26 protein-coding genes are annotated in these 26,289 nt (G+C 50.2%); 2 read left to right on the top strand and 24 right to left on the bottom strand.

All coding sequences use genetic code 11. The features are described from left to right. Window positions 1-14: 14 nt before the first annotated feature. The 7 genes from H6A13_RS05575 to gpr all read right to left on the bottom strand — a co-directional run bounded on the left by H6A13_RS05575 (window position 15) and on the right by gpr (window position 8,528). Entirely contained in the window at window positions 15-482 is a 468-nt protein-coding gene (locus tag H6A13_RS05575) for a ribosome maturation factor RimP (protein ID WP_204908624.1), read from the bottom strand. A gap of 140 nt (window positions 483-622) precedes the next feature. Next, a complete protein-coding gene (locus H6A13_RS05570) occupies window positions 623-1,105 on the bottom strand; it encodes a VanZ family protein (RefSeq protein ID WP_243424736.1) in 483 nt (160 codons plus the stop codon). After that, the gene (gene nudC / locus H6A13_RS05565; protein ID WP_204908623.1) at window positions 1,090-1,929 is read right to left on the bottom strand and encodes an NAD(+) diphosphatase; all 840 of its coding nucleotides are present in this window, start codon (window positions 1,927-1,929) and stop codon (window positions 1,090-1,092) included. The genes H6A13_RS05570 and nudC overlap by 16 nt, the downstream gene beginning before the upstream one ends. Window positions 1,930-1,961: 32 nt before the next feature. Beyond that, window positions 1,962-4,202 (bottom strand): DNA gyrase/topoisomerase IV subunit A, encoded by a 2,241-nt coding sequence (locus tag H6A13_RS05560; protein WP_204908622.1) that lies wholly within the window; start codon window positions 4,200-4,202, stop codon window positions 1,962-1,964. Window positions 4,203-4,297: 95 nt separating this feature from the next. After that, a complete protein-coding gene (locus H6A13_RS05555; protein WP_204908621.1) occupies window positions 4,298-6,220 on the bottom strand; it encodes a DNA gyrase/topoisomerase IV subunit B in 1,923 nt (640 codons plus the stop codon). Between the two features lie 107 nt (window positions 6,221-6,327). Beyond that, on the bottom strand, window positions 6,328-7,503 hold the full coding sequence (locus H6A13_RS05550) for a stage II sporulation protein P (protein WP_243424735.1): 1,176 nt from the start codon (window positions 7,501-7,503) through the stop codon (window positions 6,328-6,330). 56 nt (window positions 7,504-7,559) lie between these two features. Further along, on the bottom strand, window positions 7,560-8,528 hold the full coding sequence (gene gpr, locus H6A13_RS05545; RefSeq protein ID WP_204908619.1) for a GPR endopeptidase: 969 nt from the start codon (window positions 8,526-8,528) through the stop codon (window positions 7,560-7,562). Between the two features lie 190 nt (window positions 8,529-8,718). Between gpr and rpsT the strand changes: the two genes are divergently transcribed. After that, the gene (gene rpsT / locus H6A13_RS05540) at window positions 8,719-8,982 is read left to right on the top strand and encodes a 30S ribosomal protein S20 (RefSeq protein WP_204908618.1); all 264 of its coding nucleotides are present in this window, start codon (window positions 8,719-8,721) and stop codon (window positions 8,980-8,982) included. 68 nt (window positions 8,983-9,050) lie between these two features. On the opposite strand, the gene H6A13_RS05535 is transcribed toward rpsT, so the two are convergent. The 15 genes from H6A13_RS05535 to H6A13_RS05465 all read right to left on the bottom strand — a co-directional run bounded on the left by H6A13_RS05535 (window position 9,051) and on the right by H6A13_RS05465 (window position 23,735). Beyond that, entirely contained in the window at window positions 9,051-9,704 is a 654-nt protein-coding gene (locus tag H6A13_RS05535; RefSeq protein WP_204908617.1) for a type I phosphoribosyltransferase, read from the bottom strand. A gap of 145 nt (window positions 9,705-9,849) precedes the next feature. Then, a complete protein-coding gene (gene ilvC, locus H6A13_RS05530) occupies window positions 9,850-10,869 on the bottom strand; it encodes a ketol-acid reductoisomerase (protein ID WP_204908616.1) in 1,020 nt (339 codons plus the stop codon). An 87-nt stretch (window positions 10,870-10,956) separates the two neighbouring features. Next, window positions 10,957-11,478 carry an acetolactate synthase small subunit gene (ilvN, locus tag H6A13_RS05525; RefSeq protein ID WP_204908615.1) on the bottom strand — a complete coding sequence of 174 codons (522 nt, stop codon included), beginning with the start codon at window positions 11,476-11,478 and terminating at the stop codon, window positions 10,957-10,959. A gap of 107 nt (window positions 11,479-11,585) precedes the next feature. After that, window positions 11,586-12,251: an HAD-IA family hydrolase gene (locus H6A13_RS05520; RefSeq protein ID WP_338043017.1), complete on the bottom strand. Its 666-nt coding sequence runs from the start codon at window positions 12,249-12,251 to the stop codon at window positions 11,586-11,588. A gap of 156 nt (window positions 12,252-12,407) precedes the next feature. Then, on the bottom strand, window positions 12,408-13,946 hold the full coding sequence (gene gpmI, locus H6A13_RS05515; protein ID WP_204908613.1) for a 2,3-bisphosphoglycerate-independent phosphoglycerate mutase: 1,539 nt from the start codon (window positions 13,944-13,946) through the stop codon (window positions 12,408-12,410). A gap of 55 nt (window positions 13,947-14,001) precedes the next feature. Continuing rightward, window positions 14,002-14,829 (bottom strand): alpha/beta hydrolase, encoded by an 828-nt coding sequence (locus tag H6A13_RS05510; RefSeq protein ID WP_204908612.1) that lies wholly within the window; start codon window positions 14,827-14,829, stop codon window positions 14,002-14,004. A 57-nt stretch (window positions 14,830-14,886) separates the two neighbouring features. Next, complete coding sequence (locus tag H6A13_RS05505; RefSeq protein ID WP_204908611.1) at window positions 14,887-16,140, bottom strand: DUF6688 domain-containing protein; 1,254 nt, start codon at window positions 16,138-16,140, stop codon at window positions 14,887-14,889. Between the two features lie 93 nt (window positions 16,141-16,233). Next, window positions 16,234-16,983 carry a triose-phosphate isomerase gene (gene tpiA, locus H6A13_RS05500; RefSeq protein WP_204908610.1) on the bottom strand — a complete coding sequence of 250 codons (750 nt, stop codon included), beginning with the start codon at window positions 16,981-16,983 and terminating at the stop codon, window positions 16,234-16,236. A 217-nt stretch (window positions 16,984-17,200) separates the two neighbouring features. Beyond that, window positions 17,201-18,394: a phosphoglycerate kinase gene (locus H6A13_RS05495; RefSeq protein WP_204908609.1), complete on the bottom strand. Its 1,194-nt coding sequence runs from the start codon at window positions 18,392-18,394 to the stop codon at window positions 17,201-17,203. A 108-nt stretch (window positions 18,395-18,502) separates the two neighbouring features. Further along, window positions 18,503-19,516, bottom strand: a complete 1,014-nt coding sequence (gene gap, locus H6A13_RS05490; protein ID WP_204908608.1) for a type I glyceraldehyde-3-phosphate dehydrogenase — start codon at window positions 19,514-19,516, stop codon at window positions 18,503-18,505. Between the two features lie 125 nt (window positions 19,517-19,641). Further along, a complete protein-coding gene (locus H6A13_RS05485) occupies window positions 19,642-20,457 on the bottom strand; it encodes a histidinol-phosphatase HisJ family protein (RefSeq protein WP_204908607.1) in 816 nt (271 codons plus the stop codon). A 1-nt stretch (window position 20,458) separates the two neighbouring features. After that, window positions 20,459-21,544, bottom strand: coding sequence for a tRNA 2-thiouridine(34) synthase MnmA (mnmA, locus tag H6A13_RS05480; protein ID WP_204908606.1), 1,086 nt, complete (start codon window positions 21,542-21,544; stop codon window positions 20,459-20,461). A gap of 15 nt (window positions 21,545-21,559) precedes the next feature. Then, the gene (gene nifU, locus H6A13_RS05475; RefSeq protein ID WP_204908605.1) at window positions 21,560-22,003 is read right to left on the bottom strand and encodes a Fe-S cluster assembly scaffold protein NifU; all 444 of its coding nucleotides are present in this window, start codon (window positions 22,001-22,003) and stop codon (window positions 21,560-21,562) included. 24 nt (window positions 22,004-22,027) lie between these two features. After that, window positions 22,028-23,233 (bottom strand): cysteine desulfurase NifS, encoded by a 1,206-nt coding sequence (gene nifS / locus H6A13_RS05470; RefSeq protein WP_204908604.1) that lies wholly within the window; start codon window positions 23,231-23,233, stop codon window positions 22,028-22,030. Between the two features lie 40 nt (window positions 23,234-23,273). Next, window positions 23,274-23,735 (bottom strand): RrF2 family transcriptional regulator, encoded by a 462-nt coding sequence (locus H6A13_RS05465; protein ID WP_204908603.1) that lies wholly within the window; start codon window positions 23,733-23,735, stop codon window positions 23,274-23,276. 128 nt (window positions 23,736-23,863) lie between these two features. Between H6A13_RS05465 and H6A13_RS05460 the strand changes: the two genes are divergently transcribed. Further along, window positions 23,864-25,186, top strand: a complete 1,323-nt coding sequence (locus tag H6A13_RS05460) for a polysaccharide biosynthesis protein (RefSeq protein WP_204908602.1) — start codon at window positions 23,864-23,866, stop codon at window positions 25,184-25,186. Here the strand turns inward: H6A13_RS05460 and H6A13_RS05455 are convergent. Continuing rightward, window positions 25,169-25,711, bottom strand: a complete 543-nt coding sequence (locus H6A13_RS05455; protein ID WP_338043016.1) for a hypothetical protein — start codon at window positions 25,709-25,711, stop codon at window positions 25,169-25,171. The genes H6A13_RS05460 and H6A13_RS05455 overlap by 18 nt on opposite strands. Before the next feature lie 28 nt (window positions 25,712-25,739). Beyond that, window positions 25,740-26,279, bottom strand: a complete 540-nt coding sequence (locus tag H6A13_RS05450; protein ID WP_204908661.1) for an NUDIX hydrolase — start codon at window positions 26,277-26,279, stop codon at window positions 25,740-25,742. Window positions 26,280-26,289: the final 10 nt, after the last annotated feature.

The raw sequence follows: 26,289 nt of genomic DNA, 5'->3' as shown, positions 1-26,289 counted from the left end.
TCCTCCTATCTCTCTTAAAAATCAAATGCCAGGCGGATCAGTGCGATGTCGCCTTTGCTAAATGTCTGATCTGTTCCATCATCCAGTTCTATGGTCACGGTCTCTTCATCATAAGATTTCAGAATGCCCGTAAACTCTTTTTTCTTATCTACCATCCGGTAGGTGCGGATCTCCACTTCTTCTCCCAGACTCCGTTTGAAATCCTTCTCTTTTTTCAAAGGCCTTCCAAGCCCGGGGGAACTGACTTCCATAATGTAACTGTCCTCGATATAATCTTCCCGGTCCAGAATATCCGAAAGCCTCCTGCTTACCATCTCGCAGTCGTCTACCGTGATACCGCCCGGCTTATCAATATAAGACCTTAAATACCAGGTCCCGCCTTCCTTTACATATTCTACATCCACCAGTTCAAATCCATACTCCTCTACAATAGGCGTCAGGAGTTCTTCTGTTCTGGCTTCGTAAATTTCTCTTTTTGACAATGTAAAATTCCTCCTTATCAACAAAGAAGAGTGAACATTTCGTTCACTCTTCTGCCGGGTTATTTATGCAACTATAAGGAGTATAGCACTATATTCCGCTAAAATCAAGGGTTTTTTCCAGATTTCTCTGTCCCGTTTCTCTATCTGCTCCTTTGCCGGAACCGCCGGTACAGCCTGTCTGCCAGAAGGACCAGCATGATGCCTGCCAGAAGTCCGGCGCTGTCAAGCAGCACATCTGTCAGCTGGCAGCTTCTTCCCGGTACAAACCGCTGGTGAAATTCATCGCTGGCCGCATAGAGGATCCCGATGGCTGCTGCCGGCATGACGCGGCGTCTGTCGGTAAGCGCCATCGTAAGAAGCACACCCAGTACCGCATATTCGCCGGCATGGGCACATTTCCGCACCGGATAGTCGATGTCTTCAGCAAATTCCTGCCGGCTTGCCTCGTCCCATTCTTCATATCCGGGAACAAATACTCTGCCCACCCAGTCTCCCACAGAATGGCTCATCCTGGCGGATTCGTCCGCAGGCCGGGCGGAAAAACTGAAAATTACCGCCATCCAGAGCAGGGCGGCCAACAGGCAGATCCGCTTGTATCTGTACTGCATCAGTTCCTGTGGCATGGCTCTTCTCCCCTTTTAAATACCTGCATCATTTCGTTCGTCAGACTTAAGTCATCCGGCTGTTCTTTTATCTCCTCCCGGTTCACCCATTCTGCCAGAGAAAGTTCCTGCCGGTCCAGACGGATCTGGTCGGACCCGTCAAGCTGGCAGAAGAATCCGAACAGCAGAGTGTCGGAAAATGACCAGGGCTGGCTCTTGTAATAAGTAAGATTGCGGACTTTCAGCCCCACCTCTTCCATCACTTCCCGCTTTACGGTCTCTTCAATCGACTCTCCTACTTCCGCAAATCCGGCAAGAAGCGCATAGGAGGTGTATTCTCTCCCCGCATATTTGCTCATCAGGATCCTGTCTCCGTCCGTCACGGCAATGATCACTGCCGGGCAGATCTTCGGGAATTCCATCAGTCCGCATTCCGGACAGCGCATCATCCGCTCTTTGTCGTCATGCACCATGGAAGCCCCGCATCTTCCGCAGAAACGACGGCTTTCATACCACTGAAAAAGCTGCCAGCCGGTAACCCCGGCAAACCGGAGATGTTTGGATTCTCCTGTTCTTAAAATACGGATATCCTCATACTGATACCCCTGTTTCAGAAACGGATCGATATCCTGTCCGCCTCCCAGGAAAAATTTCTTTTCATCAATCGCGAACAAATATCTTGGTTCTTCTGCGCACCCTTCTTCATATACAGGCAGTTTTATGTACGGTCCGTCTTTTTTTACCAGGATTTTCCTGCCCTCATAAAAGAGCAGATGATCGCCGGGCCCAGGAAGCTGCGGCTGGTATTCATTTTTATAGATCTTAGGAGCAATGTCCTGTATCATCTGGAACCCTTCTTTCTGCTTTTCCTTCTGCTTTATCCTCTGGTCTTGGTGCCGTTTCCGTCCCGCTTTGCCATCTTTAAGCGGTTCAGACTCACCTCTTTTTCCCCGTATGTTACTTTGGTCTCCGTACCCTCTTCAAACAGATACGCATGCTCCAGTTCATCCTTTTTCTTCAGCCGGATTCCCCGTACGCCGATCGCGCCTTTTTTCTTTTCCGACACTTCGTCCGCGGCAAACCGGAGAAAATATCCTTCCCTGGTCTGCAGCACCACATTTTGATTATCCGTGATCACCTGCACGGTCACCACCTCGTCGCCGGCCTGCAGCTTTGTGGCTGCAATGGTGCGTTTGGCCACCTGGAACTCGGTTCCTTCCACCTTTTTGATCATGCCCTGCCTGGTGGCAAATAAGAGTTTCGCATAACGCATCTGTTCCGCGTCGCACAGATAAACCGCATCCTCGCCGGTGCTGTCAAAATTGCTCACATTATCCACAGGAACGCCTTTGTCCCGGAATTTTCCAAACGGCAAATCCAGCACCTTGATCTGGTGCATTTTCCCGGTGTTGGTAAACAGACAGATCTTGCCGGTATTTTTGCAGGCGATCACCACTTTATTCTCTGTGTCCGCCGCATCTTTATTTCTTTCATACGTGCTGACGTCAATGGTCCTTGCATAACCGAAACGGTCCATCAGGAAGATCACATCCTGCTCTTCGATCTTATGTTCTTCGTAAACTGCCTCTTCCCCGTTTTCGATCACAGTACGGCGTTTTCTGCCGTATTCTGCTTTGATCTTGTCAAGATCTTCCACGATCACTTCCGCCATGGAATCGTAATTATTCAGGATATCCTCGTAGCGTGCGATATTTTTCAGTGTCTCTTCATGCTCCTGCATCAGAGCCTCGATCTCCAGGCCGATCAGGCGGTAGAGACGCATTTCCAGGATGGCTGTCGCCTGACGCTCCGTAAACCGCAGCATAGCCGCCATTTTTTTGGAAATACCTGACTTGAACTTGATGTTTTCTGTCACACCTTTTGTCAGACATTCTTTTGCGTCTTTTACCGACTGGCTGCCCCGCAGGATCTCGATGATCAGATCGATCACATCGCAGGCCTTGATCAGTCCTTCCTGGATCTCCTTTTTATCCTGCTCCTTTTTCAGCAGTGTCTGATACTTCCGGGTCGCCAGTTCAAACTGAAAATCCACATGATGCTCAATGATCTTTTTCAGGCCCATCGTCTCCGGACGCCCGTCTGCCACTGCCAGCATATTGACGCCGAACGTATCCTCCAGCCTGGTCTTTTTGTAGAGCATATTGGTGAGATTTTCCACATCCGCGCCCTTTTTCAGTTCGATCACGATGCGGATGCCTTCTTTGGAAGACTGGTTGGAAATATCCGTAATATCACTGGTCTTTTTGGATTCCACCAGCGCGACCACGTCATTCAGGAATTTACCGATCCCGGCGCCGATCATGGTATACGGGATCTCCGTGATCACCAGTCTCTGGCGGCCGCCCTTTAGTTCCTCCACCTCGACTTTACCCCTGAGCTTGATCTTGCCGGTTCCGGTCTCGTAAATATCTGCCAGGTCGTCCTTATTGATCACAATGCCCCCAGTCGGGAAATCCGGCCCTTTGATATAGCGCATCAGCTGCTTTGTGCTGATCTCGTCATTTTTCATATACGCTTTCACGGCATCGATCACCTCGCCCAGATTGTGGGTCGGGATGCTGGTAGCCATACCAACCGCGATACCTTCCGCTCCATTTACCAGCAGATTGGGGATCCGGACCGGCAGCACAGAAGGCTCCTTCTCCGTCTCATCAAAGTTCGGCATAAAATCCACGATATCCTTATCCAGATCGCCCAGAAAAACCTCCTGCGTCAGCTTCTCCAGCCGGGCTTCCGTATAACGCATGGCCGCGGCGCCGTCTCCCTCGATAGACCCGAAGTTGCCATGGCCGTCCACCAGCGTCATGCCCTTCTTAAAGTCCTGGGCCATCACCACCAGCGCTTCGTAAATGGAACTGTCGCCGTGAGGATGATATTTACCCATGGTATCTCCCACAATACGCGCACACTTCCGGTACGGGCGGTCATAACGGATCCCCAGTTCATACATATCATAAAGCGTCCGGCGCTGCACCGGCTTCAGGCCGTCACGCACATCCGGCAGCGCCCGGGCAATAATCACACTCATAGCATAATCGATGTAGGATTTCTTCATCACATCGGAATATTCTGTTCTGATAATCTGCGAATCTTGCATAATTTTCTCCTTCGCAGGACGTAGACTTTTGCAAAAGGTCTACGTCCCAAATTGCATTTCACCCTGTCACTTTTTGCATTTCAGGGTGTACCCTGTTAAATATCTAACTCAGCCTCGGTGGCGTTTTCGTAGATGAACGCCCGCCGCGGCGGTACTTCTGTTCCCATGAGCATCTCTGTTACGGAGGATGCCATTCTTGCGTCCTCGATCTCAACCAGCTTCAGCAGCCTGGTCTCCGGGTTCAATGTTGTTTCCCACAATTGCTCTGCGTCCATTTCTCCCAGTCCTTTATACCGCTGCAGGGTAAATGGCCCGTCGTGGGTTTTCCGGTATTTTTCCAGCGCCTTGTCGTCGTAAAGATACTCTTCCTCGCCTTTTTTCGGCATGGCTTTGTAGAGCGGCGGCATGGCGATGTACACATGTCCTTCGTAGATCAGTTCCGGCATGAAACGGTAAAACAGGGTCAGAAGCAGCGTGGAAATATGTGCTCCGTCCACATCCGCATCTGCCATGATGATGATCTTATCATAGCGGAGCTTTGTGATATCGAAATCGTTGCCGTATCCTTCGGAAAATCCGCAGCCAAAGGCATTGATCATGGTTTTGATCTCTGCGTTGGCAAGGATCTTATCAATGCTGGCCTTTTCTACATTGAGGATTTTTCCCCGGATCGGAAGGATCGCCTGATACATCCGGTCTCTGGCTGTTTTTGCGGAACCGCCGGCGGAATCTCCCTCCACGATGAAGATCTCGCATTTTGAAGCGTCCCGGCTCTCGCAGTTGGCCAGTTTTCCGTTGCTGTCAAAGGAATATTTCTGTTTGGTCAGAAGGTTTGTCTTGGCCCGCTCCTCCGTCTTGCGGATCTTGGCCGCCTTCTCCGCGCATCCGATCACTTTTTTTAGATTTTCCACATTCCGGTCAAAATACCGCACCACCTCGTCGCCGGTCACTTTGCTTGTGGCTTTGGCAGCATCCGGATTGTCAAGTTTTGTCTTGGTCTGTCCCTCAAACCGGGGATCCGGATGCTTGATCGATACAATCGCTGTCATGCCGTTACGGATGTCCGCTCCGGTGAAATTAGAATCTTTTTCCTTCAGAATCCCCAGTTCTCTTGCGTACTGGTTGATCACCGTAGTAAATGTGGTCTTGAATCCGGTCAGATGGGTGCCGCCTTCGGCATTGTAAATATTGTTACAGAAGCCCAGGACATTTTCGTGGAATTCATTGACGTACTGAAATGCCGCCTCTACCTCGATCCCGTCGCATTCTCCCTTGAAATACACCGGGTCGTGGACTACTTCCTTTTTGGCGTTCAGTTCCCGGATAAATCCCAGGATCCCGTCCGGCTCATGGTATTCAATATGCTCCGGCGTCTCGCCTCTTAAATCTTCAAAGATGATGGTCAGTTCCGGATTCAGGTAGGCCGTCTCATGCATCCTGCTCTTGACCTCTTCTGCCCGGAATCTGGTCTTTTCAAAAATCGTATCGTCCGGCAGGAAATTTACTTTTGTTCCGGTCTTTCTGGATTTTCCGATCACCGGAAGGAGCCCGTCTTCCAGTTCGATCACCGGCTTGCCCCTCTCATATCTGTCGTGGTAGACCTGTCCGTCCCGGCTGATCTCCACATCCATATGCGTAGACAGAGCGTTGACCACAGAAGAGCCCACTCCGTGAAGTCCTCCGCTGGTCTTATACGCCGTATCGTCAAATTTTCCTCCTGCGTGAAGCGTGGTATAAACCACCCGGGCCGCCGAAACTCCTGTAGAATGACGATCCACCGGAACTCCACGTCCATTGTCCGCAACCGTCGCGGAACCGTCCGCCTCCAGCGTCACCCGGATCTCGCTGCAAAATCCGGCCAGATGCTCGTCCACCGCATTGTCCACGATCTCATAGATCAGATGGTTCAGCCCCTTGGTGGACACACTTCCAATGTACATTCCCGGGCGCTTTCGCACCGCCTCCAATCCTTCCAATATCGAAATACTGTCTGCATCATATGTACTTTTCTTTGCCATTTACTGCAACCCTTTCTATTTCCCTGCCCCGCGGAAGATTTCCTGCAGGCATACTTTTCCATACTGCACCTATCTTAGCACAAAATATGGTATGAATCAAACATATTTTATTCTGTAAGTACACAATCTAGTGTATCCGCCAGGATTTCCATCGCATTTCGCATCTCTTCCACCGTATTTGTCTGGGCTCCCGCCTCAACAAGAAGCGCCCTCGGAGCCAGATGCATATTATACCGGTACGCCCGCAGATAAATATGTCTGGTAAACCCCGGATATTTCTCTGCAGCCGCAATCTGCATCTGCAGGGAAAATGCAAGATTCTCCTCTATGTACGGATTGGGCAGATAGCTGATCTCCCCGTTGGCCCGGCTGCGGCTGAGTCCGTTAAAAAACATGATCTGGGCCGTTGCTTTCCCGTCGATATCCGTCACCAGATGGGTGCCTTCCGCCACTCCGTCCCGGTGAAGATCAATCACCACCTGGATGCTTGGATTTTCCTGAAGGATCTTTGTGATTTCCGGTTCCGCCAGCTGATACGCCATGCTCCGGTCCAGTTTCCCGTCGATCAGATCATACACCCCCTGGTGATGGAGCGTCTCTATCTGATAGGTGTTATTTAACAGCTCTGCCAGATAGGCACCGATCCCTACAATGGAAGTGTTCACATCTCCCGGCACGGAATCTGCAAATGTCTCCTGGGAATGGGTGTGATAAATCAGCACCTTGGGGCCTTCTGCATTCTGGTCGATCTTAAGATCTTTTCCTAATAGGTTCTCCGCATTGATCAGCTGCGAATCCGCCATCGTGCTGCTGTCTACTGTATAAAAATTCCCCAGAAGATATTCATAATCTGACAGCTTTTCCATGGAAGTGTCGATAGCCTGCGCGCCGGGAGCCGCCGCCTCGGCCGTCTTATTTTCCCCGATCAGATTTCCCTCCTGGTCCACTGCATTTTCATCATTTTCCTGCTGCGCCAGGATCATCTGATATGTCTGGGCGTCCTCCACCTGCGTACTGACAGAAAACCGGCTGTCCACATACATCCCCACAGGGATCATCTGCATGGCCTGACCGGCAATCCAGGTGCCTGCAGGAATTTCATCGACTTCCTGATATGTCATTCCCGCCAGAAAAGTTCTGGACGCCTCCTCAAGAAAGAAGCGGCTTGCCTCTGCTTCCATCTCCCGGCGTCCCTCTGCCGGAATGCTGCCAGACAAAGCCGCTCCCAGAAGGCCTGTCAGTCCGATCAGAATCTTCCCCGGGATCCGTCTCCTTTTTTTCAATCCATCACCCTTCTTTTTCGCATGAGTCTTAACACTATATGAGTTCTGGAGAAAAATTATGAGCATGTCCCCGGGGAAAACAACTGATTTAATGCCTCTGAGATTGTATAGCTGATCCTTTTTACCGTCTCATCAATATCTTTTGGCGTCACAAACATGCCATGAAGATGAGGGGACGTCAGTTCTTTTACCAGTTCATACTTTTCTGCCGGGTGGTATCCCTGCAGCACCAGTCCTGCCCCTTTCAGCGTCTCTGAACTTTCCATGGCCCGGATCAGATTTTCCATGGCGTCATTGACAATCGTTGCCGCTTCCACAACCGTGGGCACGCCGATGGCAATGACCGGAACACCGACAGTGGCCTCTGTGATGCCGCACCGGTGATTCCCCACGCCGGAGCCCGGATGGATCCCCGCATCGCTGATCTGGATCGTCCGGTTCAGCCTTCTGGAACTCCTGGCCGCAAGCGCATCAATGACTACCAGTATATCCGGCCGGGTCTCTTTTACGATTCCTTTTATGATCTCCACGGTCTCCATTCCGGTCTGTCCCATCACCCCCGGAACAATTGCGCTGACCATCTGTACCTTTTCTTCTCCCATGGCATACTTCCCATATTCTCTTACGATATGCCGGGAAATGTTCAGATGATCCACAACATACGGGCCCAGCGCGTCAGGCGTTACTTTCCGGTTCCCAAGCCCTGCCACCAGAACGGAAGAGTCCTTCTTCCGGGGCGTCAGAAACTGCTTCAGATACCCGGCCAGCGTCTCCGCGATTTCCCGGTGATAATCTTCATCCGGCACAGCAAGACCCGGCGCTTCCATAGTAATATAAGTGCCAACAGGCTTTTTCATGGCTTTTGCGCCGTTCTCTGTCTCAATCCGGACCGTCGTGATTTTCATCTCCTTTTCTTCATCTTCCTCTTCCTCCACGATCACGCCCGGGATCTCCACATGATCCGCCTCAAACCGTTCTTTCTGCTCCAGCGCAAGATCTGTCCGGATACTATATTTTTCGATCATACCTCTCGTCCTCATTTCCGTATCATTTTATTTGTTAGTTTTTACAATAATTCCGGAAATATGTATTGACAGAAACCATTCTCTGTCCTAAAATAAACTAGTATGTTTCGTTAGAACGTCCGTGTCCGGATCTAACGAACTGGCAATCGATCAAACGCAATCGAAATACACGATATCGGAGGTGGACAAATTGGCTAACATCAAATCTGCAAAGAAAAGAATCTTAGTAAACGAAACAAAAGCAGCAAGAAACAAAGCGATCAAATCTAAGGTAAAGACTTGCGTAAAGAAAGTTGAGACCGCTGTTGCAAACAAGGATGTTGAGGCAGCAAAGGCAGCTCTTAAAGTTGCTACTGTTGAGATCAACAAAGCTGGCAGCAAGGGTGTTTATCACAAAAATACCTGCTCCAGAAAGATTTCCCGTCTGGCAAAAGCTGTCAACGGAATCGCTTAATAATAAATCGTACAAATGTGCATGAAAAAAACAGCCAACCCGTCACTGGCTGTTTTTTTATTTTCCTTTTACTTCAACTCTGAATATCCAAAACTGTTGACAATTGCCTCTACCCTTCTTCCTTCCTGGCACATCGGACAGTCAGCCGGCTCATAAGCCCGGTAGTCCGGAAGATCTCTGCTGGTGAAAATGGTCTTGATCTCCATACCGGCCACCCTGGATACCGCGCTGAAAATGGCGCAGACCGCGCACACCGTTCCTCCGTAATAAAGCACCGATTCAATTGCCCTCAAGATCGTCTTTCCTGTTGTCACAGACGCCGCCAGGATCATGACCTGCTGATCCTTGATCATCCGCTGCTTGTTATCCCTAAACAACATCTGTCCCATGGAATGGTACTCCGGCGTGACCACGGAAATATTGTTTCCTGCGCTTAAAGACATCCGGTTGGAATCCGCCAGCTGTTCCGCAAGAAATGTACCGATGACCTCTGTCTCGTCCAGGCACACGATCGTATTTACATAAGTATTGGTCAGATACTCTTCCGCCAGCACCTTTGCCGCCTCCCGGGAATTGTTGTGACGGGTCTTGACGGTGGACATATCAATATACGTATTCAGATGCGAGTTGCTGGTGGCAAAGTGTCCTTTTAAGATCTTGATCCTTGCCTTCGGATTCTTCGCTGACCGGAGATCCGCCATTTCTTCAATTCTGCTGTTCATCCCTTTTCCTCCTTTTCGTTCCTGTTTTCAGATTTTATTTGATAATTCCCGAACATTTCTGTCTTTATTTTAGCACGCAGGAAACGGCGCCGCAACAGTTTCTCTGCCGCGGCGCCGCCTTGTATTTCTCTATCTTTTGTTCTGATTAGTTGTTGATCAGTTTTGCAGAATCGCTCCAGCTGTAGAGGCTTCTTACTTCCTCTCCAACCTTCTCCATCTGATGATCTGCTGCCAGCTTGCGAAGTGCGCGGAAATGTGCTCTTCCGCCTGCATCGCTCATCTCAAGCAGGAAGTCTTTTGCAAAGGAGCCGTCCTGGATATCTGCCAGGATCTTCTTCATAGACTTCTTGGTCTCTTCTGTAATGATCTTCGGTCCTGTGATGTAATCGCCATATTCTGCAGTATTGGAAATAGAATATCTCATTCCGCCGAATCCGGATTCATAGATCAGATCTACGATCAGTTTCATCTCATGTACACACTCAAAGTATGCATTTCTCGGATCATAACCTGCCTCTACCAGTGTCTCAAAGCCGGCTTTCATCAGCGCGCATACGCCGCCGCACAGAACTGCCTGCTCACCAAAGAGGTCTGTCTCTGTCTCGGTACGGAATGTGGTCTCAAGAACGCCTGCTCTTGCTCCGCCGATAGCCAGAGCATAAGCCAGAGCTTTATCCAGAGCTTTTCCTGTATAATCCTGCTCTACTGCAACCAGACACGGAGTTCCTTTTCCTGCAAGATACTCGCTTCTTACTGTGTGGCCGGGAGCCTTTGGAGCGATCATGGTTACATCCACATTTGCCGGCGGAACGATCTGTCCGAAATGGATGCAGAAACCATGTGCGAACATCAGCATGTTGCCTTCCTCCAGATTGGGCTCGATGTCCTTTTTGTACATTTCTGCCTGCTTTTCATCATTGATCAGGATCATGATAATATCAGCCTGCTTTGCAGCCTCTGCGGCTGTGTAGACTTTCAGTCCCTGTGCCTCTGCCTTTGCCCAGGATTTACTTCCTTCATACAGGCCGACGATCACGTCGCATCCGGATTCCTTTAAGTTCAGCGCATGAGCATGTCCCTGGCTTCCGTAGCCGATGATCGCAATTTTCTTTCCCTCCAGTAAGGATAAATTACAATCTTCCTGATAATAAATTTTTGCTGCCATCTTTATCATTCCTCCTAAATATAAAAATGAATTATGTATTGTTAAACAGCGGCAGAACCTGTCATTCTGTCTCCATTTAATAATCTTTTAAATCTTACGGATATTGCCTTCCTGGTCGATCAGGGTTACATCCTTAATGCCACGGTTCAGTCCGGTAATACCTGTTCTTGCAAGCTCCAGGATCTCATATCCCTCCAGCAGACTCAAGAACGCTTCCAGCTTGGACTGGGTTCCGGTAAGCTCAACGATCAGAGACTCCTGTTCTACGTCCACGATCTTTGCCCGGAAAATATCCGCCACAGAAATGATCTCTGCCCGTTCTTTTCTGTCCGCCCGGATCTTCACCATGATCAGTTCACGGTAAACCGAGTCCGCCGGATCCAGTACCTTGATCTCAATCACGTCCTCCAGTTTGCGGACCTGCTTTTCAATCTGAGATAAGATCAGCTCATCGCCGCTTGCAACGATGGTGATACGGGTGAACCTCGGGTCCGCGGTCACGCCGGCGGTAATACTGTCAATGCTGTAGCCTCTGCGGCTGAACAGACCGGCGATCCGGCTTAACACACCTGCGTTGTTGTCAACCAATAAAGAATAAACTCGTTTCATAACTGCACCTCTTTCTTTGTTTCCGATTAAAAACAGAGTGCGTTCTGTTTTTAAATCATAACAATATTTTCTCTTTTTGTCAATACTATCTGAAAAACAAATCCATTTTATAAACAATACTCCAGGATTCCTTCTACCGTAGCCGTAATCCCGGACGCTCCCGCCGTCAAAAGCTCCTCCTCTGTTCCAAAGCCATAGAGTACGCCCAGACAGTCGATCCCGGCCTTTTTCGCGCCAAGCACGTCATGCTCCCGGTCGCCGATCATCAGTACCTTCGTCCGGTCCGGCACCTTGCAGGCCTCCAGGGCATATTCAATCACCTCGGCCTTCGTCCCCCTCCCGCCGTCCAGCTCCATGCCGGCCACATATTCAAAATACGGATCCAGGTGAAAATAAGAGATAATCTGTCTTGCGAACACCTCCGGCTTAGAAGTCGCTACAACCAGATGCCTGCCCGCTTGCTTCAGCACTTTCAGCACCTCTTCCATCCCGTCATAAACACAGTTTTCGTAAATGCCCCGGTCCCTGTAATATTCCCGGTAATACCTGACAGCCTCCAGACACCGCTCCTCGGAAAACCCATAAAACTCCCGGAAGGACTCCGTAAGCGGCGGCCCGATAAACCGGTACAATTTCCTCCGGTCCGGCTCCCGGATCCCATATTTATCAAGCGCATACCTTACCGCATTGGTAATCCCGGAAGAAGAATCCGTAAGCGTTCCATCCAGATCAAAAAAACAATACTCATAACTTTTATTTCCCGCCTTTTCCACTCTCTCCTCCTGCCTTTCCATTTCTTCACAAACACACAGATATTATACTACAGATTCCAGAAAAAATCATTCGGGTACACCCTGAAATTCAATTTGGGACACCCTGAAACGCAATTTGGGACGTAGACCTTTGCAAAAGGTCTACGTCCCAAATAGTTACCGTACAAGCAATGATTTGCCCGTCATTTCCTTTGGCTGCTCCATGCCCATCAGATCGATAAGGGTCGGCGCAATGTCTGCCAGACACCCGCCTTCTCGTAAGCGGTAAGCAGGATCTGCGTTGATCAGGATGAACGGCACCGGATTGGTGGTGTGGGCGGTGAACGGTTCCCCGGTCTCTTCATCAATCAGCTGCTCTGCATTTCCGTGGTCCGCGCAGAGGAACATCTGTCCGTCTACTTCTTTGATCGCGGCAACGGCTTTTCCCACGCACTCATCTACGGCCTCAACCGCTTTGACGGCTGCGGATTCCACGCCGGTATGTCCTACCATATCCGGATTTGCAAAGTTGATGATGATTACATCGTATTTTCCGGACCGGATGGCTTCTGTCAGCTTATCGCATACTTCGTAAGCGCTCATCTCCGGCTTCAGGTCGTAAGTGGCGACCTTGGGGGAATTGACCAGGATACGGTCTTCTCCTTCGTTCGGCTTCTCTACCCCGCCGTTAAAGAAGAAGGTCACATGTGCGTATTTTTCGGTCTCCGCGATCCTTGCCTGCTTCAGGCCATGAGACGCCAGATATTCTCCAAATGTATTGGTAATCTCTTCTTTTACGAAGGCGATCTGTTTGTTGGGGATCGTCACATCATACTCGGTAAAGCATACGTATGTGGTCCTGATCCTTTCGCCTCTGTCAAATCCGGTAAAGTCATCTGCACAGAAGGCACGGGTAATCTCTCTTGCCCGGTCCGGACGGAAGTTAAAGAAGATGACGGAGTCATTGTTCTGAATGGTTGCCACCGGATGTCCGTCTTTTTCCACTACCGTAGGAAGGACAAATTCATCTGTTACCTCTTTATCATAGGAAGCCTGGATGCCTTCCGGGCCGCTTGTAGTCTTTTCTCCTTCTCCGTATACCAGCGCGCGGTATGCCTTTTCTACACGCTCCCACCGGTTGTCGCGGTCCATCACATAATAACGGCCCATGACTGTCGCCGTCTGTCCCACTCCGATTTCACGCATTTTCGCTTCCAGTTCTTCCACATATTCTTTTCCGGAAGCCGGAGGCGTATCTCTTCCATCCAGGAAACAATGTACGTATACTTTGGAAATCCCCTGTCTCTTTGCCAGTTCCAGCAGCCCGTAGAGATGCTCGTTATGGCTGTGGACGCCGCCGTCAGATACCAGTCCCATCAGATGCAGGGAAGAATCATTGGCTTTCACATTCTCGCAGGCAGACAACAGGACTTTGTTTTCAAAAAAGTCCCCGTCCTGGATCGCCTTGGTAATCTTGGTCAGATCCTGATAAACGATGCGTCCGGCGCCCATATTCAGATGGCCCACCTCAGAATTTCCCATCTGTCCTTCGGGAAGTCCTACTGCCATTCCGCTGGCATTTCCTTTCACAAACGGATATTCTTTCATCAGCTGATCCACTACCGGAGTCTTTGCCTCTGCCACTGCATTTCCCTTTTTGCTGTCATTCAATCCATAACCGTCAAGGATCATAAGAACTGTTGGTCTTTTACTCATTTTACATTTCCTCCATCATATGAAATTCTTTATTATACGAAACTATCTGTGCGTATTATTTTTCCTCACACAACCGCCGGATCCAGTCGCAGGCAAGTTCCATCCAGAACCGGCTGGCCTCATTGACGCCTGTACCGTCCGCACGGCGCACCTGCTCTGTTCCAAGGCTTAGACCGTGTACGCCTTCCGGATAAATATGAAGTTCCACCGGAACCTTCTTTTCCATCAGCGCCTGCGCCATCAAAAGGGAATTCACTGCAGGCACGGTCTGATCCACAGCCGTATGCCACAAAAATACAGGAGGCGTATCCGCCGTCACCTGTGTTTCCAGGGACAATTCTCCCCGTTTCGCCTCAAATTCTTCTCCCAGAAGATTCCGGAAGCTGGGCAGATGTCCCTTCCCTTCCCGGGAAGTAATGACCGGATAACTCAAAAGCAGCCCCGCCGGCTTTAACACGTCGCCGGTAGTCTCCAGCATGTCCGCCAGCCATCCCTGATTCCAGAACACGCCAAGCATTCCGGCCAGATGAGCCCCCGCGGAAGCGCCGCTTACAAAGATCTTGTCTGTGTCGATCAGCCATTCTGCCGCGTGACTTCTTAAAATCCGCATCACCTGTCCCAGTTCCAGAAGCGGCACCGGATACCTGGCCGGCGCCACCGAATAACGCAGCACGCAGGCGTGATACCCCCTTGCCAGAAACTGCATGGCAACAGGTTCCCCTTCCCGGAAGCTTAATTTTTCATATCCTCCGCCCGGGCAGATTACAACCATGGGCCGCCGTTTGATCATAATCTTCTCGGTCGGCGTATCCAGAATATAGGTTTCCAGTCTGGCATCTTCCACAGATCCATTTACCTCAATCGGTATTTCCAGATATTTCATATGCTCTCCTTCAAGTTCATTTCTCATTTCTACCGAAAGTATTATACACCAGATTTTTCATTTTGAAAACCTTTCTGGCAGATACTGCACGGCAATCCTGTTTTCCGGCCTGACATCCACTGCATAGATCACTGCAAGAAAGATCCACTCCAGCGGTTTCATCAGGAAATAGACCGCATCTGCCGCATAGGGTGAACGGATCCGCTTTGCAAGCGGAAATCCATACGTGTCGTAGAAATCCCGGATCCTGCGATGGGTTTTCGGCAGCCGTTCCTCCAGGATCTGCTCAAATGCATTCGCCACGCAAAGCTGCCGGTTCACGATCACCGGATGTCCATGCCGCAGCCCCATTCGAAGCGGCTTTACGACCTTTCTGTGACCTCCGGCCGCCACCGTACACAGATAATGCTCATCATAGTAAAGATTCTGGGGCGAAACCTGCCCGGACAATCTCCAGTCACTGGTCTGTGTCCAGGCCCGGATCACATGGTCCGGCTGCTGTCCAAACAGAGTCAGGATACAGATCAGGATCCCCAGTAGCGGCCACATAAGCAAAAATGCCGCGCCCGGCCAGGAGGCAGAGGATGTCAGTTTCTCATTCATCCATTCCAGCCCCCGGTTCCGGAATCCTTTGATCTCCTCCGGAGATTCTTTTTCCTGCCCCTTTCTCCATTCTTCTATTTTCAGCCGGATCACCCGTACTCCCATAAAAATGCAGTTCAATGGAAAAAGGCAGAGATAAAACCGGCCGTTTAAGAGGTCCGGGTCAAAGACCTGGAGGATCCACAGCGCACACTCCAGCATACCGATATACATAGACGCGATCGCCAGCACACTGATCAGCGGCGGAATTCTGGTGATCCTGACTGCTGACAGGAAAAGATACCCTGCGATTCCCAGACACGAAAGAACAGCCACTGTCAACATCCCGTCCGGCCAGATAGGCGCATGCTTTTGATCATTATATAAGGTCTGTGTCCAGTCTGCAGTTGTAATATCCGAAAAAGCCAGTAATATCAAAGAATACAGACTTCCTAAAAGAAGTGTGATCCACTGGAAATGGCGCAGCTTGCGCATCGCTTCCGGATTCCGGAACCCGGTAAACAGGCTGGCGAGATTGATCCCGGTCAGGATCAGCGGATAAAGGAACAACAAGCCAAAAACAATCCCCGTCACCAGGTAGCCGGGAATCTCCGCCAATGCCCACGTCCCCAGGAATGCCGCGGCATAAACGGCTGTCCCCAGAATCCCCAGAAGGACCGCGCCGGTCACAGACAAAGAAATACTGTGTTTCAGGATCCGTTGATACATAAAAACTCCTCTTTCCGACAGGTATTATTTTCATATACTACACCTGTCCAAAAGAGGAGTCAAGTTCCAGGGCCGTCTTCTTACGAGACCCGTTTATTTATAGTTTACGATCTTTCCGAAGTCTGCTTTCAGGGAAGCGCCTCCTACCAGACCGCCGTCAATGTCAGCCTGTGCAAACAGTTCTGCTGCATTTCCTGCGTTCACAGATCCGCCGTACTGAATACGGATAGCTTCTGCGGTAGCTTCGTCATACACTTCTGCCACACACTCACGGATACCCTTGCAGACTTCTTCTGCCTGCTCAGTGGTAGCAGTCTTGCCGGTTCCGATAGCCCAGATCGGCTCATAAGCGATGACCATAGCCTTTGCCTGGTCAGCTGTTACATTCTGAAGACCTACCTTTACCTGCTGACGGATAAAGTCCATGGTCACGCCCTGCTCTCTCTGTTCCAGAGTCTCGCCGCAGCACATGATCGGAGTGATGCCGTGCTCGAAGGCTTTCAGCACTTTCTTATTTACATCCTCATTGGTCTCTCCGAAATAATCTCTTCTTTCAGAATGTCCGAGAACTACATATTTTACGCCGGCGTCTACCAGCATAGCCGGAGAAATCTCTCCTGTATATGCGCCGCTCTCTTCAAAATACATATTCTCTGCGCCAACCTGGATATTGGTTCCCTTGCAGGCCTCTACTACCGGAACGATATCGATGGCCGGCACGCAGAATACAACGTCAACTTCTTCATTTGCTACCAGTGGTTTTAACTCTTCTACCAGGGCAACTGCCTCACTTGGAGTCTTGTTCATTTTCCAGTTGCCTGCGATAATTTTCTTTCTTGCCATTTTTTGTCTCCTTATGATTCAATCAAGTTAAGTTTCCCGCTAGTCAGACGGGTATGTTCGCCTCCGATAAGGCGGGTATGTTCGCCTCTACTAAGACGGGTATGTTCGCCTCCGATATAACTCACGCTTCGCATTTCATGCTCGCATTCGTCAACTACGGCGAACTAAGTAATCACTAGCACTCGTCTCTCGCCTGCGGCTCGGTCTCGTTAAGTGCTTACTTATTATTAGCGGCTGCTACGCCCGGCAGTTCTTTGCCTTCCAGGAATTCCAGGGAAGCTCCGCCGCCGGTGGAGATATGTGTCATCTTGTCGCCATATCCCAGCTGGTTTACTGCCGCCGCGGAATCTCCTCCGCCGATGATGGTGGTGGCGTCTGTCTCTGCCAGGGCTTTCGCGACTGCCTCTGTACCATGTGCAAAGTTTGGCATCTCAAAAGCGCCCATCGGTCCGTTCCATACAACCGTTTTTGCGTCCTTTACAGCGTCGCAGAAGATCTTCTCTGTATCCGGTCCGATATCCAGGCCTTCCCAGCCTTCCGGGATCTCGCCTGCTTTTACTACTTTCTTATTGGCATCATTGGAGAAATCGTCTGCGATCACGGTATCTACCGGAAGCAGCAGTTTTACGCCTTTCTCCTCAGCCTTTTTCAACATATTCAGCGCATATTCACAGTAATCTTCCTCAAGAAGTGATTTGCCTACGCTTCCGCCCTGTGCCTTGCTGAAGGTATAGGACATTCCGCCGCCGATGATCAGGGTATCTACTTTATCAAGCAGGTTTTCGATCACGGAAATCTTGCTGGAAACCTTTGCTCCTCCAAGGATCGCTACAAAAGGTCTCTCCGGATTGTTTACCGCATTTCCGAGGAAATCGATCTCTTTCTGCATCAGATATCCGACTACAGCAGTATCTACATACTGGGTCACACCTACGTTGGAGCAGTGTGCGCGGTGCGCGGTTCCAAAAGCGTCATTGACAAATACATCGCAAAGAGAAGCCAGCTCTTTGCTGAACTCTTCGCCGTTCTTGGTCTCTTCTGCACGGTAACGGGTGTTCTCAAGAAGGATCACGTCGCCGTCTTTCATGGCTTCTACTGCTGCCTTTGCATTTGGTCCTACAACTTCCGGATCAGCGGCAAATGTCACGTCCTGTCCAAGAAGCTCGGACAGACGAGCTGCCACCGGCGCCAGGGAAAGTTCCGGAACCGGCTGTCCCTTCGGCTTGCCCAGATGGGAACACAGGATCACCTTTCCGCCGTCAGCGATCAGCTTTTTGATGGTGGGAAGCGCTGCCACCAGACGGTTCTCATCTGTGATCTTTCCGTCGATCAGCGGCACGTTAAAATCGCATCTTACCAGTACTCGTTTTCCTTTCACATTGATATCATCGACTGATTTTTTATTAAGCATCTTTTTGCCTCCTAAAGCTTATTTTAGGGAAACTTCTGTTTCTCCTTACAAAAAGGGTCCGGCCCACTTAAGACCGGACCCTTACTTGAGTCTTAGCTGATCTCTGAATTATGCTAACTCAGAGAAGTATTTGATCGTTCTTACCATCTGGCTTGTGTAAGAATTCTCATTGTCATACCAGGAAACAACCTGAACCTCTGTAGTTCCGTTCTCAAGCGGCAGTACCATGGTCTGTGTTGCATCGAACAGAGAACCATATCTCATACCAACGATATCGCTGGATACGATCTCATCTGTGTTGTATCCGAAGGACTCGTTGGAAGCAGCCTTCATCGCCTCGTTGATCTGATCTACAGTTACATTTCCTTCTACAACTGCTGTCAGGATGGTAGTAGATCCGGTCGGGGTCGGAACACGCTGTGCAGCGCCGATGAGCTTGCCGTTCAGTTCCGGAATAACCAGACCGATCGCTTTTGCAGCACCTGTGCTGTTCGGAACGATATTTACTGCAGCTGCACGGGATCTTCTCAGATCACCCTTTCTCTGCGGTCCGTCCAGAGTCATCTGGTCGCCTGTGTAAGCGTGGATGGTGCACATGATACCGGACTTGATCGGAGCCAGGTCGTTCAGAGCCTTAGCCATCGGTGCAAGGCAGTTTGTGGTACAGGAAGCTGCAGAGATTACAGTATCTTCCGGTTTCAGTGTGTCGTGGTTAACATTATATACGATGGTCGGCAGATCATTACCAGCCGGTGCAGAAATAACTACCTTTCTAGCGCCTGCTTTGATATGTGCAGAAGCTTTCTCTTTGGATGTGTAGAATCCAGTACACTCCAGAACAACGTCAACACCGATCTCTCCCCACGGAAGCTCTTCAGCGTTAGCCATTGCATAGATCTTGATTTCCTTACCGTCTACGATAATAGAATCATCAGTAGCTTCAACTTTGTCAGCCAGAGCGTATTTGCCCTGAGAAGAATCATACTTTAATAAGTGTGCGAGCATCTTCGGAGATGTTAAGTCGTTGATCGCAACAACCTCATATCCTTCTGCTCCAAACATCTGTCTGAATGCAAGACGTCCAATACGTCCGAATCCATTAATCGCTACTTTTACTGCCATGATTAATTCCTCCTAAAGTTTTTTACTTGATCCCTTCAAATTCGTTAAAGAATCATCAACCAAGAATTATTGTACTAAAAACGCTGCAAAAATTCAAGTGCTTTTCCCCTTTTTATCCACCGTTTTTAAGTCAGCTGACGGAAAACGGGCCTGCGTCCTGCAAATTCCGTATAATAGCGGAATCTGCAGCTTTTCAGGATATCCGAAACCTTATCATAATCATATGCGATATGCTCCGGCTTATGTCCGTCCGCTCCCACCGTGATGATCTCGCCGCCAAGCTCACGGTACCGTTTCAGGATATCCGGGTGCGGATGGGCAAAGGGAAGTCCGTACTTTAAGCCTGCCATGTTCAGCTCGATCCCCTTTCCTTTCCCGATCACAGTACGCAGGATCTCATCGATGATATCCGCATATCTGGCATAAGAATATTCTTTTTCCTGTGCTTTTCCGTAACGCACCATATAATCTATATGTCCCAGCACATCAAAATCCTGATTCTTCCGGACATCTTCCAGCATCTCTTCCAGTGTGATCCGGTAAAACTCCTCATCTGTCAGCTTCTGGAATTCCGGATCATGGCGCATGCCGTAAACCACGTCCTTCCTGCGGACACTGTGAAGAGATCCGATCACAAAATCAAAGGGATATTTTGCCACAAATTCGTGGTAAAACTCTCCCAGGTGGGGCTGCAGTCCCAGTTCTACGCCGATCCGGACCTCGATCTTTCCCCGGTATTTTTCCTGCAGCGGCACCAGCGTCTGAAAATACGGCTCCGGTTCAAATATATCCTCCGGTCCCCAGGACATGTTGTCCTTATCATAATGATCCGTAAAACAGATGACTTCCAGTCCTTTCTGGATCGCTCCTTCAATCATCTGCTCCGGCGTTGCCTCGGAATCATGCGAAAAATTCGTATGCATGTGAACATCTGCTCTCATTTTATTCCTCCTTCACGATCGTTCCGCCGCCCAGCACATAGTCTCCGTCGTACAGCACCAGGGCCTGTCCCGGCGTCACTGCACGCTGCGGTTCCTCAAAGGTACACAGGATCTCGTCTTCTCCTGTCTTTTCTGCCACGCACCAGGCTCCTTTATGATTGTAGCGGATTTTGGCCCAGACTCTCATTTTCTCCGGCAGATCCGGCAGGGACATAAAATTAAGCCCCCGGGCTCTTACCTGACGGGTCAGAGACTCCTCATGGCTTCCCACCACGATCTCATTCGTTTCCGGCCGGATTTCCAGTACGAATACCGGCTGTCCAAGCGCCAGGCCCAGTCCTTTTCTCTGTCCTACCGTATAGTGGATGATTCCTTTGTGAGTCCCCACTACCGTACCGTCTGACAAAACAAAACTGCCCGGCCGGCTTCCCGCATCGGTCTGCTCCTCAATAAAGGAAGCGTAATCTCCGTCCGGCACGAAACAGATGTCCTGGCTGTCCGGCTTATCCGCCACCAGAAGCCCCATATCCTTTGCCATCTGGCGGATCTGTTCTTTGGTATACTCTCCCACAGGCATCAGTGTGGAAGCAAGCTGGTCCTGGGTCAGATTATAAAGAGCATAGGTCTGATCCTTTGCGCCTGTCTTGGAAGTTCTTAAGCTGTAACGGCCGTTTTCCAGCCGGTCAATCCTGGCGTAATGTCCGGTAGCAATATAATCTGCTCCGATCTGACGGCTCCTTTCAAGAAGCGACTCCCATTTCACATAACGGTTGCAGGCAATACATGGATTCGGCGTCCGGCCATTTAAATATTCTCCCACAAAATAATCTATGACATGTTCCTGAAATTCTTTCCGGAAATTCATGACATAGTGCGGGATCCCCAGGGCGGACGCCACTCTTCTTGCATCTTCCACCGCGCTTAAGCCGCAGCACCCGCCATTTTCCTCTGCCACAGTCTCTTCTTCTTTCTGCCAGATCTGCATGGTTACACCGATCACGTCATATCCCTGTTCTTTTAAGAGCCAGGCCGCCACCGACGAATCCACGCCTCCGGACATCCCCACTACTACCTTTTTTCGTTCCATATCTGATCCTCAGTCTTAATATTCTTCTTCCTCTTCTTCCTCGCCCTCATGGATGTCTGATTTGGGCTTTGTAAGCCCCTCGATCTTAATGCCGTGCTTTTCGGCATAGTCCCACAAGGCCGCGTGGATGGCTTCTTCTGCCAGCAAAGAACAGTGTACCTTAACCGGCGGCAGTCCGTCAAGCGCTTCCATCACCGCCTGATTGGTCACCTGCATGGCCTCCTGGATGGATTTTCCTTTTACCAGTTCCGTCGCCATGCTGCTGGTGGCAACCGCAGCGCCGCATCCAAAAGTCTTAAACTTCACATCCCGGATGATCTGGTTTTCGTCAATATCCAGATAGATCCGCATGATATCTCCGCACTTTGCGTTTCCGACCGTTCCCACGCCGCTGGCGTTCTCGATCTCTCCTACATTTCTTGGGTGTTCAAAATGATCCATTACTTTCGCTGAATACATATCTTTCCTCCTGACTGATCTCTTTTATCTGTTTTTCTCTGACGCCCGGCCGGCCTGCTTTTTCATAAAATCCTCATAAAGAGGCGACATCCGGCGGAGTCCTTCTGCAATCTCTTTTAAGCTTTCCACTACATAATCAATATCTTCTCTGGTAATCTCTTCATTTAAGGTAAGCCTTAAGGAACCGTGCGCGATCTCATGGGGCAGCCCGATAGCCAGAAGGACATGGGAAGGGTCCAGAGATCCGGATGTGCAGGCGGACCCGCTGGAACCGCAGATTCCTTTCATATCCAGACGGATCAGAAGGGATTCTCCTTCAATAAACCGGAAGCTGAAATTCGTATTGCCCGGAAGCCGGTCCGTGGGATGTCCGTTGAGCCTGGTATAAGGAATTTCCTCAAGCACCCGCCCGATCAGGTAATCCCGCATCTCCTTCTCTTTTCCCGTCCGCTCTTCCATAGATGCAAAGGCACGCTTTACCGCAGCTCCCAGCCCCACGATGCCGGGAACATTTTCTGTGCCTGCGCGGCGCTTCCTCTCCTGGGCTCCGCCATGGATAAAGGAGCGGATCTTCACACCGGTACGGATATAGAGAAAACCGATCCCTTTGGGGCCGTTCAGTTTATGTCCGCTGGCGCTCAGCATATCAATATGGCACGCATCCACATCAATGGGCAGATGGCCGTATGCCTGCACCGCGTCTGTATGGAACAGGATGCCGTGCTCATGGGCAATGGCGCCGATCTCCCGGATCGGCTGAATGGTACCGATCTCATTGTTGGCATACATCACCGAGATCAGGATCGTATCCGGACGGATGGCTGCCTCCAGATCCTGAAGTCTTACTTTTCCATCTTCATCCACATCAAGGTAGGTCACCTCGTATCCTTGTTTCTCCAGATACTGTGCGGAATGAAGGACCGCATGATGTTCGATCTTCGTTGTGATGATGTGTTTCCCTTTCTGGGCATAAGCTTCCGCAGTTGCCTTCAGGGCCCAGTTGTCTGATTCTGAACCTCCCGCGGTAAAGTAAATCTCTTTTCCTTTGGCTCCCAGTGTCGCGGCGATCAGGTCCCTCTGCTCATCGATCACTGATTTATTCCCTGCAGCAAACTGATACACGCTGGAGGGATTGCCGAATTTTTCTGTAAAATAAGGCAGCATGGCCTCCAGAACCTCAGGCGCTGTCTTCGTGGTTGCCGCATTGTCAAGATATAAGAATCTACTCATATGATGAATCCTCCTGTTTCTTTTTGAGTCTTGAAAATGTTCAGGTCCGGCTGCATTGCGGCCCTTTGCATTCTCCTGCCGGATTAACCTTTCTGCTTTCCCGCACCAGCTCGTCCAGCATGATATGGTTTACGGTATCGTTGATGCTGTCGTTGATCTTCTGCCAGACATATTTTGTCACACAGCCGTCTGCAGCCTGGCAGCCCTCTTCTGAATAAAAGGCCGCGCATCTTACCGGTTCCAGATTGCCTTCCAGGGCCCGCAGGATATCTCCTACAGAGATGTCAGACGGATCCTTTGCCAGGACATATCCGCCCTGTGCGCCCCGGATCCCTGCCACCAGCCCTGCTTTTTTCAGCATGGCCACCAGCTGTTCCAGATAGCCCTCTGACAGATACTGCCGTTCTGCAATACTGCTTAAGGATACCGGCTCCTTTTCACTGTACCTGGCCAGATCGATTATGGCCCGGAGCCCGTATCTTCCCTTGGTTGAAAGTTTCATTCTTTCACCCCTTTTAATTCCTAGTAGTTTACTTGGTTATTTCTTTTTGTAGAATATCACCAGCGGACGGTTCTGTCAAGATTTCTATCAGAATAATTTGTAATAATATCTTTTCAGGAGACTTTCCTATGTCCCGCAGATCCATCTTGCTGAAAGGAACGCTCATCTTGACTCTGACCGGCCTTTGTACCCGTGTCATGGGCTTCTTTTACCGCATTTTTTTAAGCCACACCTTTGGAGAGGAGGGCATGGGGATCTACCAGCTGGTGTTCCCTGTCTATGCCCTGGGTTTTTCTCTCACCTGTGCCGGCATCCAGACGATCCTCTCACGCCTGACTGCCAAAAACACAGCTCTTGGCAAAGAAAAAGAAGCCCGGGAGCTTTTGTACTCCGGCCTTCTAATCACGGTCTTTTTATCCTGTATTGTTACACTCCTTCTGCAAAAATATGCAAACTCTGCAGCCGTAAACTTTCTTAGGGATCCCCGCTGCGAAGATCTGCTGATCCTTCTGTCCTATGTCTTTCCCTTTGCCGCCGTCCACAGCTGTATCTGCGGCTATTATTTCGGGCGCAAGGAAACCGGGATCCCTGCCGTATCCCAGCTGCTGGAACAGTCCGCCCGCATCGCAGGCGTCCTTTTGATCTATCACATCGGCAAAAGCCAGGGCGTCTCCTTCCAGATCTCGCTTGCAGTCATCGGACTGATCCTTGGAGAACTTGCCTCTTCCTCTTTTTGCCTCTATATGCTGCGAAAACAAGAAACCCGGAGGATGCATACGCCTTCCTTCCTGGGGCTTGCCCGCCATGCGCCAAAACTTCTGGTCCCTTCTCTTCCTCTGACCGGCAGCAGGGTTCTTTTAAATCTTCTGCAAAGTACCGAAGCTGTCTCCATCCCCTTGAAGCTGCAGCTCTATGGAATGACCGGCCGGGAAGCCCTCTCGGTCTATGGGGTGCTGACCGGAATGGCTCTCCCCTGCATCCTTTTTCCCAGCGCGCTGACAAACTCGGTCTCCACCATGCTTCTTCCGGAAGTGGCAGACCTGCAGGCTGTAAAGGACCGTTCCGGCTTTCTTTCTCTTGTCCGAAAGACCGCCTGCTCCTGCATCGCCATGGGAAGCATATGCTGTGTATTTCTCTTTGTTACCGGCCCGTGGATCGGCAGATGGCTGTTCCACAGTTCCCTGGCCGGAACCCTGATCCGCACACTGGCTTTTATGTGCCCTTTCCTTTACACCAACGGCACACTGATCAGCATGATCAACGGTACAGGGAAAACGTCTGTCACCTTTCTGATCAACGGGGCCAGCCTTTCTCTTCGTCTCTTTAGTGTCTTTCTTCTGATCCCGCTCTTCGGGATCCTGGGTTATCTGTGGGGAATGCTGGCAAGCCAGATCCTGGTGTTTCTTTCCTGCCTGATCTTTCTGATCCGTTTTTCAGGAAAACGTCTTTAAAAACAGTTCCAGAAGCACCGGGTTCACATAGCATTCCAGCAGGATCCCCGTCACCAGTAAAAAAGCCGTGGCCGCGGTTTTGGAAAGATTCCACTGCACCCCGGGGTACCGCAACAGATACCACAGAAGGATCAGATAGCCGGCGGCATAAAAGAACAGATGGGGCGTAAAAGCAGCCAGACAAAAGAGCCAACCTTTTACCCCCATCTTTATGACCGCGGCCGTCATGATCAGTCCGCAGGAAAAGCCTGTCCACAAAAGCATGACAGCCGCCGCTCCTTTCCGGAACCTGGTACAGCCAAAAACAGCCAGGAAAAGAGCCGGCATAAGCCGGATCCTCGCAACATACCAGAGAAATCCGGCCGACATGGTGTCAGCCTGTGAAAAACGGCTGAAAAAATGTTCCTGAAAGATCCCCATATCTGCAATTTCGTTCCTGGCAGGCAGATTCGCGTACACGATCCCGGCCAGAAAACCAGCCATACAGATCCAGACGGCATATGTTCTGTTTTCCCGTATCCTCACATAACCCCTCCTTATGTCAGATACTTCATTATATGCCGTATTTTGCTTCATATGCCAGGATCGCCGCAATGGTTTTGGAATCCTGGATCTCGCCTGCAAATATTTTATTCTTCAATTCTTCCACGGTATATGCTTTTACATCTACATATTCGTCTTCATCCAGATGCTGCTTTGTCTTTATCAGATTTCTTGCCACGAATATCTCAATTTTTTCATCACAGAACGCCACGGTTGTCCGGAGGGTAAGCAGCCGCTCCAGCTGGTCGCAGCGGTATCCGGTCTCTTCTTCCAGTTCCCTTGCGGCACAAAGGATCCCTTCTTCTCCCGGATCATCCAGCTTTCCTGCCGGGATCTCCAGCGTGTCCCTTTCCAGGGCATTCCGATACTGACAGACCATAAGAAGCCTGCCGTCCGGCAGCACAGGTACTACGGCAGCGGCGCCGTCATGGTGGATAAAGTCAAAGATCGCCGTATTGCCGTTTTCAAATTCCATATAATCTTTATAAACCGTCAGAATCGATCCCTGATATGCCAGTTCCCGCCCTGTACGTTTCACATTTTCGCCCATTGTTCTTTCC

The sequence above is a fragment of the Mordavella massiliensis genome (assembly GCF_016902415.1).
Lineage (GTDB): Bacteria > Bacillota > Clostridia > Lachnospirales > Lachnospiraceae > Merdimonas > Merdimonas faecigallinarum.
The sequence above is the reverse complement of the archived record's forward strand: the minus strand, read 5'-3'. Positions and strand labels throughout refer to the sequence as shown.